General features: G+C 73.7%; 15 protein-coding genes. 12 read left to right on the forward strand and 3 right to left on the reverse strand.

What is annotated here, in order from left to right; translation table 11 throughout:
* Positions 1-17: 17 nt before the first annotated feature.
* Complete coding sequence (locus E1258_RS05065) at positions 18-845, reverse strand: amidohydrolase (RefSeq protein ID WP_132397277.1); 828 nt, start codon at positions 843-845, stop codon at positions 18-20.
* Positions 846-898: 53 nt separating this feature from the next.
* Positions 899-1,138, reverse strand: coding sequence for a hypothetical protein (locus E1258_RS34385; protein WP_243715198.1), 240 nt, complete (start codon positions 1,136-1,138; stop codon positions 899-901).
* Here E1258_RS34385 and E1258_RS05070 point away from each other — a divergent pair.
* The 6 genes from E1258_RS05070 (at position 1,025) to E1258_RS05095 (ending at position 6,832) form a co-directional block, all read left to right on the forward strand.
* Positions 1,025-2,188, forward strand: coding sequence for a M20 family metallopeptidase (locus tag E1258_RS05070; RefSeq protein ID WP_243715197.1), 1,164 nt, complete (start codon positions 1,025-1,027; stop codon positions 2,186-2,188). The two genes, E1258_RS34385 and E1258_RS05070, sit on opposite strands and share 114 nt — an antisense overlap.
* A complete protein-coding gene (locus E1258_RS05075; RefSeq protein WP_132397279.1) occupies positions 2,185-3,186 on the forward strand; it encodes a Gfo/Idh/MocA family protein in 1,002 nt (333 codons plus the stop codon). Before E1258_RS05070 ends, E1258_RS05075 begins: the two co-directional genes overlap by 4 nt.
* Positions 3,187-3,199: 13 nt before the next feature.
* Positions 3,200-4,501, forward strand: a complete 1,302-nt coding sequence (locus E1258_RS05080; protein ID WP_243715196.1) for an ABC transporter substrate-binding protein — start codon at positions 3,200-3,202, stop codon at positions 4,499-4,501.
* A gap of 63 nt (positions 4,502-4,564) precedes the next feature.
* Positions 4,565-5,527 carry a carbohydrate ABC transporter permease gene (locus E1258_RS05085; RefSeq protein ID WP_132397281.1) on the forward strand — a complete coding sequence of 321 codons (963 nt, stop codon included), beginning with the start codon at positions 4,565-4,567 and terminating at the stop codon, positions 5,525-5,527.
* A complete protein-coding gene (locus tag E1258_RS05090) occupies positions 5,524-6,357 on the forward strand; it encodes a carbohydrate ABC transporter permease (protein WP_132397283.1) in 834 nt (277 codons plus the stop codon). Before E1258_RS05085 ends, E1258_RS05090 begins: the two co-directional genes overlap by 4 nt.
* A 106-nt stretch (positions 6,358-6,463) precedes the next feature.
* Positions 6,464-6,832 carry an L-rhamnose mutarotase gene (locus E1258_RS05095; RefSeq protein ID WP_165949642.1) on the forward strand — a complete coding sequence of 123 codons (369 nt, stop codon included), beginning with the start codon at positions 6,464-6,466 and terminating at the stop codon, positions 6,830-6,832.
* Positions 6,833-6,908: 76 nt separating this feature from the next.
* Here E1258_RS05095 and E1258_RS05100 read toward each other — a convergent pair whose 3' ends face one another.
* On the reverse strand, positions 6,909-8,039 hold the full coding sequence (locus tag E1258_RS05100) for a mandelate racemase/muconate lactonizing enzyme family protein (RefSeq protein WP_132397287.1): 1,131 nt from the start codon (positions 8,037-8,039) through the stop codon (positions 6,909-6,911).
* A 131-nt stretch (positions 8,040-8,170) separates the two neighbouring features.
* On the opposite strand from E1258_RS05100, the gene E1258_RS05105 reads away from it, so the two are divergent.
* The 6 genes from E1258_RS05105 to E1258_RS05130 are packed head-to-tail and all read left to right on the forward strand — an operon-like array spanning position 8,171 to position 14,198.
* Entirely contained in the window at positions 8,171-9,106 is a 936-nt protein-coding gene (locus E1258_RS05105) for a thiamine pyrophosphate-dependent dehydrogenase E1 component subunit alpha (RefSeq protein WP_132397289.1), read from the forward strand.
* Positions 9,099-10,079, forward strand: coding sequence for an alpha-ketoacid dehydrogenase subunit beta (locus tag E1258_RS05110; RefSeq protein ID WP_132397291.1), 981 nt, complete (start codon positions 9,099-9,101; stop codon positions 10,077-10,079). Before E1258_RS05105 ends, E1258_RS05110 begins: the two co-directional genes overlap by 8 nt.
* Entirely contained in the window at positions 10,076-10,903 is an 828-nt protein-coding gene (locus E1258_RS05115) for an SDR family NAD(P)-dependent oxidoreductase (RefSeq protein ID WP_132397293.1), read from the forward strand. The genes E1258_RS05110 and E1258_RS05115 overlap by 4 nt, the downstream gene beginning before the upstream one ends.
* A gap of 46 nt (positions 10,904-10,949) precedes the next feature.
* Positions 10,950-12,272, forward strand: coding sequence for a hypothetical protein (locus tag E1258_RS05120; RefSeq protein WP_132397295.1), 1,323 nt, complete (start codon positions 10,950-10,952; stop codon positions 12,270-12,272).
* Positions 12,273-12,285: 13 nt separating this feature from the next.
* Entirely contained in the window at positions 12,286-12,618 is a 333-nt protein-coding gene (locus E1258_RS05125) for a YciI family protein (RefSeq protein ID WP_165949643.1), read from the forward strand.
* Positions 12,615-14,198, forward strand: coding sequence for a hypothetical protein (locus E1258_RS05130; protein WP_165949644.1), 1,584 nt, complete (start codon positions 12,615-12,617; stop codon positions 14,196-14,198). The genes E1258_RS05125 and E1258_RS05130 overlap by 4 nt, the downstream gene beginning before the upstream one ends.
* The last annotated feature ends 650 nt before the right edge of the window (positions 14,199-14,848 follow it).

A 14,848-nucleotide genomic window follows, 5' to 3' on the forward strand; every position in this document is an offset into this window, starting at 1 on the left:
CCGGCGGCGTCCCGGCGTCAGTGTCGGCGCAGGGCGCGGCGGAGGTTGCCGCCGAACACGTCGGCCGCCTCGGCGGCGGAGAGCCCGTCGAGCCCGACCGGGCGCAGGGTCTGGGCGAACGACACGTGATCCAGGCTGGGGGAGAAGTCGGAGCCCCAGTACAGCCGCCGCGCGCCGAACCGGTCCAAAAGCAGGTCGACGAACGGCCGGGCGGCGGCGTGCGGGTATGCGTCGGCGGGGTCGCTGACGGCGTACAGGCCGGAGATCTTGACCCCGACGTGGGGCACCCGGGCCAGGTCGGTCACCGGCGTGAGCCGGTCGGCGGCGGCCTTCGGGGCCGGGACGGCCCGCTGCCGGCCGGGCAGGCCGAGGTGGCTGAACAACACCGCGCACCCGTCGAGGGCGGCCAGCGCCCGCCCGAGCCGGCCGGCCGCCTCGGGGGTGGCGTTGAGGCTGACCACCGCCGAGGCGGCGTTGAGCGGCCCGACCGCCGTCGCGGCCCAGTCGGCGAACGCGTCGGCCGAGGTCGGGTCCGGCAGGTACGCGGCGACGCCCACGAACCCCGCCGCCCGCAGCCGGTCCAGCCCGGCCCGGTCCGTGCCGGTGACCGGAACGTACGCCAGCGGCGCGATCCAATCGTGCTCGGCCGCGAGCCCGGCGAGGTGCCGGTTGTTGCCGGCGAACTCCGGGGCGCCCTCATAGCCGACCACGAGCGCCCGGCCGATGCCGTGTTCGTGGCGCAACGTCCGGTAGACGGCGAGTTCGTCACCCCCGGCCGGGGACCGTCCGTAGCGGCCCGGATAACCGTCGGCGAAGAGGTGCAGGTGTGCGTCGGCGCGTTCCATGGCCGGACCCTAACCGATTCCGACCTGCCCATTGACGTGGAAGGACCCCTCGCTTAGGTTCTTGTCTCAATTAGGTCCGGATTATCGGACGCAGGCGAGGGGTGGACCGCGTGGTGCAGGCGCACGAGGATGTTGACGATCTGGTACGGCTGCGGCGCCGGCTCCACCGGTGCCCCGAACTGCGGTTCACCGAACGGCAAACCGCAGCCATCCTTGCCGACCGGCTCGCCCCGATCGCCCGGATCCGCTCCGGAGTTGCCGGCACCGGCCTCGTCGCCGAGATCGAAGGACATGCCCCCGGGCTCTCGGTTCTACTTCGGGCCGATATGGACGCCTATCCGGTCCAGGACGCCAAGGAGGTGCCCTGGGCATCGGGCAACCCGGGGGTCTGCCACGCCTGCGGACACGACGTGCACATGACCGTCGTGTCCGGCGTCGCGGCCCGGCTCGCGGCCGACCCGCCCGCCCGGGGCTCGGTGACCGTGCTGTTCCAGCCGGCCGAGGAGATCCCTTTCGGCGAGGACTCCGGTGCCGCCGCCGTGCTCGCCGACGAGGCCCTGCGCGGCCGGCGCTTCGACGCCGTCCTCGGCCTGCACTGCTGGCCCGACCTGCCGGTCGGCGCGGTCGGCGTGGACCGGGAGACCGCGATGGCGGCCAAGGACGCCTTCCGGATCGAGGTGCTCGGCCGGGCCGCGCACGCCGCCACCCCGGCCCTGGGCCGGGACGCGATCCTCGGCCTGGCCGGGGTCGTCAGCCTGCTGCACGCCGGTGTCGCCCGCTCCCGCAACCCCCACGAGCTGGTCGCCTTCAACATCGGCACGATCGCGGGCGGAGCCAGCCAGAGCCAGGTAGCCGAGCGGGCGGAGGCGACCGGCACCCTGCGTACCCACGACGAGGCCACCCGCGGGCGGCTCAAGGAGGTCATCGAGCGCATCGCCCGCCAGCAGGCCGCCGCGCTCGACCTGGGCCTGCGGTTCACCTGGGCCAACGAGATGCCCCCGGTGCGCAACGCCGCGCCGCTGGTGGCCCTCGCGCACGCCGAGCTGCCCGGCGTGGTCTCCGTCGCCGACCTGACCGAGCCCCCGCTGACCACCGACGACTTCGCCCTGCTCGGCGCGCTCGGCCCCAGCCTGTACGTCAAGCTCGGGGTGACCGGCGAGCGCGGCGGCGCGCCGCTGCACTCCGGCGCGTTCGACGTCGACGAGCGGTGCATCGCGGTGGGGGTAGCCGCCCTGGAACGCCTCACCCGGTCCGTCCTCGCCGGTGCCGGGGCCACCGGGGCTGGCGCCGCTGGAGCCGCCCCCGGCGACCACGCCGCCGCCGTCGAGGCGGTCGGGGCATGAGCCGCCCGTCGGTCGCCGTGGTCGGCGCCGGGGCCTTCGGCGTCCGGCACCTGGCCGCGTACCGCTCGCTCGGCGTGCCCGTGCGGGTCCTGGTCGAGCCGGACGCCGGGACCCGCGAGCGGGTGGCCGCCGCGCACGGGGTGCCGCAGACGTACGCCTCCGTGGCCGAGCTGCTGGCCGCCGCCCCGCCGGACGCCGCCTCGGTGTGCGTCCCCGGCCCGGCGCACCGGACGGTGGCCGTCGACCTGCTCGCCGCCGGGGTGCCCGTGCTGGTGGAGAAGCCGCTCGCCGCCACGGTCGCCGACGCCGCCGCCATCGTGGCCGCCGCCACACGCACTGGCGTGCTGTGCCAGCCGGGACACATCCTGCGGCACAGCGCCCCGCACCGGGCCCTGCACGACGCGGTCCGCGCCGGCCGGATCGGCGATGTGCTCGCCGTGTCGTCCCGCCGCGACCGCCCCCGTACCCTCAGCCGGCTCTTCCCACGCGAGCACCCCGCGCTGCTCACCGCCGTGCACGACATCGACCTGGCCCTCTGGTACGCCGGAGCGCCCGTGGTCGAGGTCCGCGCGGCGGCCCGGACCCGACCCGGATCGGCGACCCCGGTCCTGGTGTGGGCGGAGCTGCGGCACGCCAACGACGTCGTGTCGTCGATCCGCAACAGCTACCTGCTGCCCGAACACACCCCGAACCACACCTCGGACCTGGTCGAGGTGTACGGCACCGACGGGGTCGCGCACGTCGACCTCGGTCACCCCACGTTGCTCGTCCAGGGCGAGTCGACCGAGGCGCCGGACTGGCTCCTCTCCCCGGTCGACGGCGGCGGAGCGCTCGCCGCCGAACTGCGGCACTTCCTCGGCCGGATCGACGGCACCGAGGCGACGGCGATCGTCCCGCTCGCCGACGGCCTGCACGTCGTCCGGGTCGCCGAGGCCGTGGTCGACAGCGCCACCGCCGGCGGCGCGATCCGCCGGGTCCCTCAGAGCCCCCACTTGTGACAGGAGCTACCCGATGTTTCGACGGAGTTTGGCCGGTGCCCTCGTCGCCGGCATGGCGGCTGCCGCGCTGCTGACCGGATGCGGCGGCGGTGACGACGCCACGGCCGGCGGCCCGGTCACCCTGAAGGTGTTGACCTGGGAGCCGGGCGGCACCGAGTACTGGAAGCAGGTCAAGAGCAGCTTCGAGGCCGGCCACCCGGGCATCAAGCTGGAGATGCAGTCCGTCCCGTTCGACAAGTACCCCGAGGTGCAGGGCCCGTACATCACCTCGCAGTCCGGTCCGGACGTGATGGCCAACAATGCCGGACTGGAGCTGTTCGACCGGCGCGGAGCGTACGTGCCGCTGGGCGACAAGGCTGCGGAGATCACCAAGGACCTGGTCACCTACAGCGGTGCCTGCGAAGGCTTCGACACGAGCAAGACGTGCTACGGCGTGCCCTTCTCGTACCAGGGCAACGTCCTCTACTACAACAAGGCCGTCCTCGCCGCCGCCGGGCTGGACCCGGAGAAGCCCCCGGCGACCTGGGACGAGTTCGGCGGCGCCTGCGAGGCGGTGAAGAAGGCCGGCAAGACCTGCCTGGCGCTCGGCCTGTCCGGCACCTTCCCGGCATACTGGGACTTCCCGGAGATCGCCCGCAACTACCTCACCGAGGACGACATCCGGGCGCTGCTCGCCGGCAAGCTGTCCTGGAAGGACCCGAAGCTCGTCGCGGTGCTGGAGAAGCTCGCGGAGATCACCACCAAGGGCTGGGCGAACAAGAACGCCCCGTCGATCACCATGCTCCCCGACGGCGCGGACGTCTTCCAGCGCGGGGACGCCGCGTTCGCCGGCACCATCATCTCCGACGCGGTGAACTGGGAGGCGTTCGGCAAGGCACTCGGCGACGACAAGCTCGGCGTCACCCGGTGGCCCGCGATCGACCCGGCGGCGCCGCTGGCCCAGAAGTTCTCCGGCATCGAGGGCGCCGTCTACGGGGTCACCCAGTGGAGCGACAAGAAGCAGGCCGGCCTCGAGTTCATCACCTGGCTCGCCGGCAAGGAGAACGGCGAGCTCTGGGTCAAGCACGCCAAGGGCCAGCCGCTGAACAAGAACGTCGACAAGGCGCTGCTGCCCTCGTCCCCGGCCTTCCTGAAGATCCAGGAACTGGTCGCCCAGCCGACCCTGCACGCCGGGGTGATGCTCTCCGGCCCCGAGGCCGACGCCCTGGCCCGCGGCTGGCAGCAGGTCACCCTCGGGCAGCTCACCGTCGACAAGTGGGCCGAGCAGATGCAGCAGGCGCTGGAGCGCAGCCCCACGAAGAAGCAGACCAAGTAACCACCCCCCCGGGCGGGGCGACCCTGCGTCGCCCCGCCCGGCCAGCCCCGGAGAGGAACCCTGATGACGATCTCCACCGCGCCGGTGGCGGAGCCGGTGGCCGCCGACGCCCCACCCGCGCCGGCCCGCCGCCGTGCCCGCCGGCCGGGACAGGCCCGGGAATGGTGGTTCGGCGCCGCGATGGTGCTGCCCGCGCTCGTCCTGGTCGTGCTGTTCAAGCTGGTGCCCCTCGTGCGGGGCGTGCTCACCAGCCTCGAGTCGTCCAGCGGGTTCGGCGGCAGCGAGTTCGCCGGGGCCGACAACTACACCCGGATGTTCGACGACCCGATGGTGCGCACCAGCTTCCGTAACGCCCTGCTGGTTGTGGCCACCCTGCCGGTGTGGATCGTGGTCCCGCTGGTGCTGGCGCTGCTCATCCACCAGCGCTCGCCGGGCTGGCGGTTCTTCCGCGCCGTCTACTTCGTGCCGTACACCATCGCGCCCATCGTCGTCGGCATCATGTTCCGGCAGATCCTCGCCCCCGACGGGCCGCTCAACGCCCTGTTGCGCGGCGTCGGGCTCCAGCCGCTGGCGATCGAGTGGCTCAACGGCCGGTACAGCGCGCTGTTCTCGCTGGTCGCGGTCGCCCTGTGGAGCTTCTTCGGGCTCGGCGTGATGACCTACCTCGCCGGCCTGTCCACCATCCCCGAGGAGACGCTAGAGGCGGCGTACCTCGACGGGGCCGGGTTCTTCCGGCGGCTGTTCTCGGTGGTCGTGCCGATGCTGCGCCCGACCGTGGCGTACTGGAGCGTGATCTGCGCCTCCGGCGTGCTGATCTGGCTGTTCCCGCTGATCTACGCGCTGACCCAGGGCGGACCGGGCGATGCCACCATGCTCCCCGAGTACCTGGTCTTCCTCACCACCTTCCAGTTCCTCGACCGCGGCTACGGCTCGGCCATCGGCATCGCCCTGTTCGTCTTCGTCGCCGTGCTGTCGATCTTCAGCGTGCGGCACATGTTCACAGAGGGGACCCGCAAGCCGCGATGAACTCGCGCCACTCCGCCCGGGTCGGGCGCTACCTGCTGACGTTCTCGCTGGTCGTCGTCGCCGTCGCGGCGATCTATCCGCTGCTGTTCACCGTGGTCAGCTCGCTGAAGACGCAGGCCGGCTTCGCCCACGACCCGCTGGGCCTGCCCGCCGGGATCACCCTGGAGAACTACCTCGAGGCGTTCCGCCGGATGAACATGCCCCGGCTGCTGCTCAACTCGCTGATCACCACCGTCGGCGGGCTGGTGCTGTCGGTGTTCGCCGCGCTGCTGGTCGCGTACGCGGTGACGAAGCTGCGCTTCCGGGGCGGGAAGGCGATCTTCCTGCTGATCATCGTGACCCTGACCATTCCCAGCCAGGCGATCATCTACCCGCTCTACCAGACCGTGCTCGACCTGGGCATGTCCGGCGAGTACCAGGGCCTGATCCTGGCGTACGCGGCGTTCGGGCTGCCGCTGGGCACGTACCAGCTCGCCGGCTACTTCCAGCAGGTTCCCGACGAGCTGATCGAGGCGGCCCGGGTCGACGGCGCGGGGCACCTGACCATCCTGTTCCGGCTGCTCGCCCCGATCGCCACCCCGGCCCTGGCGGCGCTGGCCATCTTCAACTTCGTCTGGATGTGGAACGACCTGCTGCTGCCTCTGGTCATCATGGGCGGCTCGGACAGCAAGACGCTGATGGTCGGCGTCTCCCTGCTCAGCGGCCAGTACGACGTGTCGGTGCCCCTGGTCAGCGCCGGCCTGATCGTCGCGCTGCTGCCGGTGCTGGTCATCTACCTGGTCTTCCAGCGGCAGCTCGTCTCCGGCGCGCTGGCCGGCTCCGGCAAGTGACGGCCTCCGGCCGCACACCGGGCGATGGTCGCGGCTGCCCGGCCAGGGCTACGGCCACGGGCTACGGCCACCGCCGTCGCGCGGAGCCGGCCGGGTGGGGCGCGCGGTGAGCGCGACCGCTGGGCCGGGGGAACAGGTGTGTCACCTGTACCGGCTGCGCCCCGGCGCCGAGGCCGAGTACGACCGCCGGCACGCCGAGGTGTGGCCGGAGCTGTCCGCGCTACTCGACGAGGCGGGGATCTACGACTACGCCATCTACCGGCGTGGCCTGCTGCTGATCTGCGTGCTGCGCACCCGTCGGGGCTTCGCCCACGCCGGCGCGGTCACCACCGCCTCGGAGGTGCAGGCCCGCTGGACGGCGTCGCTGGCCCACCTGTTCGCCGAGATCGCCGACGCCGACGGTGGGCCGCTGTGGGCGCACCCGGTGTTCCACCACCCCGGCCACCCCCCGCCCGCCTGGCGGCGCGGCACGTGACCCTCGGCCGCGTGCCGCGCCCCGCACGGTGAGAGGGTGCCCCTCTCTACCGTATGCGTTGACAGGGGGCCCTTCCTTATACCGAGTACGCGACCGAGCCGTCGGCGCGCAGCGGGATCCGGGTCAGCGGCCGGCCGGTCAGGTCCAGCGGCGTGGGGTCGGACAGGTCGAGGGTGACGCCCAGCCCGGGGGCCTGCGGCACCGGCAGGAACCCGCCCTCGCGGCGGACGCAGGCCCGGGCCGGGCCGTCGGCGAGCGTGTCGTCCAGCGGGGAGTACTCCTGAGTGACGAAGTTCGGGATGACCGTGTCGAGCTGCACCGATGCCATGGTCAGCAGCGGGCCGAGGCAGTTGTGGGTGACCACGGCAGCGTGGTACGCCTCGGCCAGCGCGGCGATCTTGCGGGCGTGGCTGAGCCCGCCGGCGAGCCCGACGTCGGGCCGGACGTACTGCGCGCCGCCCTGGGCGAGCAGCTCCTTGAACTCCCAGATGGTGTGCAGCCGTTCCCCGTTGGCCATCGGCACGCCGAGCGCCCGCCGAGACACGTCGGCCTGGCTGCTCACGCTGTCGATCTGGATCGGGTCCTCCACCAGCAGGGGATGGTGCCGGGCCAGCGCCGGAACGACTGCCTCGGCCTGCAACGGGGTGAGCTTGCGGTGCAGCTCGATCAGCAGGTCGACGTCCGCGCCGACGGTGTCGCGCACCGCCGCCGTGGTGGCCTCGGTCTCGGCGACGAGGCGGGCCTGGGACAGGTCGCCGTGGTTCGCCGGCAGCGGGTCGAACTTCACGGCGGTGAAGCCGTCGGCGACGGCCGCGGCGGCCTGGCCCGCGAGAGCCTGCGCGCCCGTGCCGCCCAGCAGCAGGTGCAGCCGGATCTTCTCGCGCACCCGGCCGCCGAGCAGCTGCCACACCGGCACGCCGAGCCGCTTGCCGAGCAGGTCCCACAGGGCCAGGTCGACGGCGGAGATGGCGGCGGTGAGCACCGAGCCGCGGAACGGGCCCATCCGGTAGAGGTGGTGCCAGTGGTGCTCGATCCGGTTGGGGTCCGCCCCGAGCAGGTATGGCCGGAAGGTCTCCACCACGGCGTGCACCGCCGTCGGGTACCCCCAGCAGGCGGACTGGCCGACCCCGGTCAGCCCGTCCGACGTGCGCACCTGGACGAAGTGCGCGTCGCCGCGTACCACCGACTCGACCTCGGCGATCTCCATGCCCGCTCCCCAAAATTAGAGACCAATAACGGCCACAAACTTGCTGATGCACTCTTCCATAGCCTTGGACTACTGGTCTAGGCTCCACAACCAACGAGCCGGAATAAGGCTCAATTATCTCTGGGGGTGTGATGGGGCTGCCGGACGACTATCGGCTCATGGCCCGGATCCGCCGGTTCGAGGAGCGGCTGACCGCCCTCAAGGACGCCGGCGAGATCCCGGGCTCGATCCACCTGTGCAACGGCCAGGAGGCCGTCCCGGTCGGCGCCTGCCGGGCGCTGCGCGACGGGGACCACGTCACCGCGACCTACCGGGGGCACGGCTGGGCGATCGCCCGGGGTGTCGACCTCGCCGGTCTCTTCGCCGAGATGATGGGCCGCGACTCGGCGTTGTGCGGCGGGCGTGCCGCCTCGCCGTACCTGTCGGACCCGGGCCGCTGGTTCGTCGGCGAGAACTCCATCGTGGGCGCCGGCGTGCCGATCGCGACGGGCGCGGCGCTCACCGCGCAGCGCACGGGCAGCGGGGCGGTGTCGGTGGTCAGTATCGGCGACGGTGCGATGAACCAGGGCAACGTGCACGAGGCGATCAACCTCGCCGCCGTGCTCGACCTGCCGCTGGTGCTGGTGGTCGAGAACAACGTCTACTCCGAGATGTCCCGGATCTCCGACATGGTGCGGGTGCGGCAGCTCGCCGAGCGCGCCGCCGGTTACGGCCTGCCCGGCCGGGTGGTCGACGGCAACGACCCCGACGCCGTCGCCGAGGCGGTCACCGAGGCCGTCAGCCGGGCCCGCGAGGGCTCCGGGCCGTCCATCGTGGAGGCCATGACCGAGCGCCTGGTCGGCCACTACAGCGGCGACGCGCAGCACTACCGCCCGGCCGGCGAGATCGCCGCCGCCCGGGAACGCGAGCCGCTGGCCCGCATCCGCCGGAGCGCCGACGCCGACCTGGCCGCCCGGCTCGACGCCATCGACGCCGAGGTGGCCGACGAGATCGAGGGGGCCGTCACCGCCGCCCGCGCCGTGCCCTACCCCGACCCGGCGACCGCGAGGGAGCACGTCTATGTCTGAGTCGCTGCGCTACATCCAGGCCGTCAACGCGGCGCTCACCTGGGCCCTAGACAGCCGGACCGACACCATCTACTTCGGTGAGGACGTGGCGCTGCCCGGCGGGCCGTTCGGCGCCACGAAGGGGCTGCACAAGCGGTTCGGCTCCGACCGGATCTTCGACACCCCGATCTCCGAGACCGGTTTCCTCGGCATGGCCCTCGGCGCGGCCATGACCGGGCTGCGGCCCATTGCCGAGATCATGTACGCCGACTTCTCGTTCGTGGCGATGGACCAGATCGTCAACCAGATCGCCACCATCCACTACTCCAGCGCCGGGCGGTGGAAGGCCCCGCTGGTGATCCGGATGCAGCAGGGCTACTCGCCCGGGGCGTGCGCCCAGCACTCGCACTCGCCGGAGGCGTACTTCGCGCACACCCCCGGCCTGCGGGTCGCGCTGCCGGCCACCCCGGACGACGCGTACCAGATGTTGCGCACCGCGGTCGTCAGCGACGATCCGGTGGTGGTCGCCGAGGCCCGGATGCTCTACCCGACCCGGGGCCCGGTGCGCACCGACGCCCCGGTCGAGGAGGTGGGCGGGGCCCGGGTGGTCCGGCCCGGTGCCGACGTCACCGTCGTCGCCTGGTCCCGGATGGTGTCGGCGGCCGTCGCCGCCGCCGCCACTCTGGCCGAGGAGGGCGTCGACGTGGAGGTGGTCGACCTGCGTTGGCTCAACCCGCTGGACTTCGACACGGTCGCCGCGTCGGTGGCCCGCACCGGCCGGCTTGTCGTCGCCCACGAGGCCAACCTCACCGGCGGGTTCGGCGCGGAGATCGCCGCCCGGGCCGCCGCCGAGTGCTTCGCCGACCTGCGCGCCCCGGTCGCCCGGGTGGCCGCCCCGGACGTGCCGATGCCCGCCGCGCCCGCCCTCCAGGCCGTCGTGGTGCCCGAGGCGGCGACGGTGGCCGACGCGGTGCGCCGGACGGTCCGCGCGTGAGCGACAGCGTCCTGCCGGCCGGCCCGAATCCCGGCGACGACCACCCGCCGGCCGGTCCGGGCGCGCCCGGCGGCACCGCGCCCGTCGGCCTGCTGGCCGGCCGGCGAGTGGTCGTCGTCGGCGGCGCGTCCGGCATCGGCCGGGCCACCGTGTGGGCCGCCGCTGGGGCCGGCGCGGCGGTCGCCGTGCTCGACGCCGACTCCGCAGGCGCGGACTCCGCCGCCGCGCAGGCCCGTGCCGCCGGAGCGAGGGCCTGCTCCCGGGGCGTGGACGTCACCGTCGAGGACGAGGTCGCCGGGGCGCTCGACGCGGCCGCCGCCGAGCTGGGCGGGATCGACGCCGTGCTGCACGTCGCGGGAGTGATGCGCGGGCAGGGCCTGGACGTGCGCGACGTGCCGGTCGAGCTGTGGGCGCGGGTCATCGCCGTCAACCTCACCGGCCCGTTCCTGGTCGCCAAGCACGCCGCCCGGCACCTGAGCCCCGGCGGCGGGGTGCTCGTGCTGGTCGGGTCGAAGGCGGGCGTGCAGACCGGCTCCGGCTCGGTACCCTACGGCGCGAGTAAGGGAGGGTTGCACGGACTGGCGCTCACGCTGGCCCGACAGCTTGGTCCACAGGGGATCCGCGTGCACGCGCTCTGCCCGGGGGACATCGACACGCCGCTGATGCGGCGGTCGCTGGACGAGGCGCGGGCCAACGGCACCGACGGCGGGCGGGTCGCCGCGATCGAGGCCACGCTGGGTCGGCCCGAGGACGTCGCCTCGGTGCTGGTCCTGCTGGCGTCCCCGGTCAGCGCCGGTCTCGCCGGCACGGTCTGCACCGGCTGAGCACACCACCCACCAGGCCAGCGGCGCACTACGTGGAGGCAGCATCGTGATCGGGATCATCGGCCCGGAGGACTCGACCCGGCTCGTGCAGGAGGTGGCGGCGGGCGAGGGCCGCGCGGAGACGGTCACCGCGCGCGCCTACACCCGGCCCGAGCAGGCACCCGACCTCGCCCGCGAGCTGGACGAGGTGTGCCAGGTGCTGCTGTTCACCGGCCGCATCCCGTACGCGTTCGCCAGCGCGGCCGGTGGCCTGCGGGCGGAGATCGACTACGTTCCGCACGCCGGCATCGACCTGTACCGGACCCTGTCGCGGATGCTGCTGGCCACCGGCGGGAAGCTGCCCCGGGTCAGCGTGGACACCATCGAGGCCGAGATCGTCCGCGAGACGTACTACGACATCGAGGTCGCCCCGCCCACGGAGATCCTGCCGATCGCCGACACCTCCGGCCTGCTCTTCGCCGGCCTCGACGAGATTACCGCGTACCACCGCGAGCGGTACGCCTCCGGCGCGGTCGAGGCATGCCTGACCTGCCTCGGCGCGGTCCATCGGGACCTCGCCGACAGTGGGGTGCCCGTGTGGCGTGTCGAGCACACCCGCGCCTCGGTGCGCGACGCGCTGCGCCGGGCCTGGCTCGCCGCCGAGGTGCGCCAGTCCCGGGCCACCCAGATCGCCGTGATGATGGTCGACCTCGGCGCGCCGAAGAACCGGGTGCAGGACCCGTACCAGGCCGAGCGGCAGCGGCTGCGGGTGCGGGAGGCGCTGCTGGAGCACGCCGAGCGGATGCGCGGCCGGCTCGCCACGGTCGACGACCGGACCATGGTGATCACCACCACCCGGGGCACCGTGGAGAGCGCCGTCGCCCGGCACCGGGACGGGCACGCCTCGCTGCTCACCCTGCGCGGGGTCGACGTCGAGCACGCCGTCGGCTTCGGCGCGGGCACCACGATCGCCGCAGCCGAGGACAACGCCCGCAAGGCCCTCGCGCTCGGCCGGCACAGCGGCGACACCCACGTGGTGTTCCCCGACGGGGAGGTCTACTCCAGCCGGGAGACCGCCGTGCGTCCCCGGCTGCGGGAGACCGCCCCGGGCGTGCTGCGCGTCTCCGAGCAGCTCCGGATCGGGCCGTTGTCCACCCGCCGGCTGCTGGAGGCCCTGCACCAGATGGACCCGGACCAGGTCACCGCCCGGGGGCTGGCCGACGCGTACGGGGTGGAGGCGCGCTCGGCCCGCCGGCTGCTCAAGGCCCTGCGTGCGGCCGGCTTCGCCGAGGAGGTCGGGGTGCACGTCAGCACCGGCGCGGGCCGCCCGCAGGCCGTCTACCGGGTCGCCATGCGGCGGCTCCTCGGCGCGATCGGGGCCGAGGCGTGAGCGGGGCCGAGGCGTGAGCGGCCCGGCCCGGGACGGGGACGCGCCCCTGCGGTTCGAGTCGACGTACCTGGTCACCGCCGCCTTCGCCGCCGACGCCGCCGTCCGGCGCGAACCCCACCGGGCCGCGCACCTGGCGCACGTGCGCGCCCTGCTCGCCGACGGCACCGCCCTGGTCGCCGGGGCGCGCGCCGACCTGACCGCCTCCGTGCTGGTGCTGCGGGCCGCCGACCCGGCCGCCGCCCGCGCCCTCGTGGAACAGGACCCCTACTGGCGGCACGGGTTGTGGACCACGCTCGACGTGGCCGACTACCTCGCCGCCACGAGCCATAGCCTCAGGAGGACATGATGTCGTCGTACCGCCGGGTTCCCGGCGTGCGGGTGCTCGGGGCCGAGCACGCGCCGTACGCCGCCGGGCTGCTCTGCGAGGCGTGGGGCGACGGCGGCCCGGACGCCATGCCGGTGCGCCTCGTCGTCGACCGGGCGCTGCCCGAGGGCGGCCACCGCGTCGACGTGCCCGAGCGGGGCGAGATCCTGCTCACCGGAGACCCGTTCGCCGGCCTGGTGTACGCCGCCCGGGACCTGCTCGGCCGGGCCACCCCCGCCGGCCTGCCCGTCGGCGCGTCCGCCACCGCCCCCGGGCTGCCGCTGCGCACCCTGTGGACCTGGGACCACTCCACCAACTGGGACGAGCGGCAGGTCGGCCAGCAGGAGATCGGCGCGCTCAACCCGTACGCGAAGTCCGCCGACACGTTCGGCTCCGACTACCGGCGGCTCGTCGACTTCTGTAGCCGGGAACGGATCGGCGGCATCGTCGTGTACGGGCTGCTGCGCGACGCCCACGGCGGCGTCGAGGCGGCCCGCGACCTGTGCGAGTACGCCAACGCCCGGGGTGTGCGGATCATCGCGGGGGTCGGGATCAACGCCTACGGCGGGATCTATTTCGACGGGCGGCACCGCTACAACCTGGCCACCTGGCTGCGCCGACGCCCAGACCTCGCCGCCGAGCTGCCAAAGAAGGTCGGCTTCGCCATCGACGAGTTCGGCGACCTGCACTTCCCGGCCAGCGAGTACATGATGGCCGCCTGCCCGTCCCAGCCGGACAACCTGGCCTGGCACCGCGACGCCATCGACTGGCTGCTGGACACCCTGCCAATCGGCGGGATCAACTTCGAGACCGGCGACTACGGCAGTTGCGCCTGCGTCCGGTGCGCGGGCCGCGCTGGCGGCGAGCGCACCTCCTGGTCGTACGAGGCGATGCGGTCGGTCTATCCGACCCTGCTGGAGACCGCCCGCCGGCCCGGCCCGGCCGGGGTGCCGCTGCGCCACCTCGTCGAGGTCTACTGGGACAACATCTTCGACCTGGACGCCCAGCGGCCCCTGGCCGATCTGCCCGACGACGTGGCGTACCAGTACTGCGTCAACCGGGGGTTCTGGTACGACAACCGGGACCGGCTGACCGCCGAGCACGTCGGCCGGCTGCCGCACACGACCAATGTGCTGCGCACCCACGCCGGTTCGCAGTGGAACCGGCAGCGCCACTCCTGGGTGCCCGAGCTGTACGCCGACATGGCCACCCGGTGCGGCGCGGCCGGAATGCGCGGGCTGACCATCTTCGCCGAGCCGTCCGCGTACCACCCGACCAACGAGATCAGCTACCTGGCGTACGCCAGGTTCTCCGGGGACCCGGAGCTGGCCTGGGCGGACTTCTGGCGCGACGAGGTGGCCCCCCGGTTCGGCGGGGCGGCCGAGGCCGAGGCGTTCCGCGACGGCGCGGCCCTGCTCGACGACCCGGCGGCCACCGCGGCGGCCCTGAGCGCCGTGCGCGGCGACGCCCTCGCCATGGTCGCGGCGACCAGCGGCGAGGTGCAGCGCCGCTGGCTGTGGCTCGCCGAGCGGGCCGCCCGGTACGCCCACTCGGCCGGCTGACCCGCCGTCCGGCCAGCGCGTGACGGGATGCCGCGCGGGCCCATGACAGTACGGTCGCCGCCGGCACTGACCGCCCGGTCCGCCCCGTGCCGACTGCCCGGCCCGCCCCCGATCCGGTGGTCGGGCCGGGCGGCGGCTCAGGGCGTCGCCGGGTAGGGCCGGTGCCCGGCCCGCTGCGGACTGCCGGGCGCGTCCGGGGCGTCGGCCGTCGCCCGCGCCGTGGTGGGGCCTCGACGAGTCGGGCATGACGGTGCTCCCTGCAAGCCGACGGTTCATGGCCAGGACAGCAGAGTCGGCGACGCCGGCAACCGCATTTGCGCCGGGGGACGAGAATCGGGGGGATGTGAGCAACCGCCTGCCCGGGGTGGGTTTAGCGAGCCGGAATGCCGGTGAACCTGTACGGGTAGCGACAACGAGAGGGGTTCCCGGGTGTCCGGCACAACGCGCCACCGGCCCAGCCATGACACAGTTCCGCCGAGTGACGTGACGGACAGGCTGCTGTGGCGGCTGGCGTACGACGTCGCCGAGGCCCACCAGCCCGACGGGACCGGCCGGTGCCGCAACCCGCTCCGCGGCGACCAGGAGGCCCCGTGCCACGCGCTGGTGAACGCCGAGCGCGCCATGCGACTCGCCCGCGGCGACGAGGCCAC

It is taken from the genome of Micromonospora sp. KC207, from assembly GCF_004348615.1.
Classification (GTDB): Bacteria; Actinomycetota; Actinomycetes; order Mycobacteriales; family Micromonosporaceae; genus Micromonospora.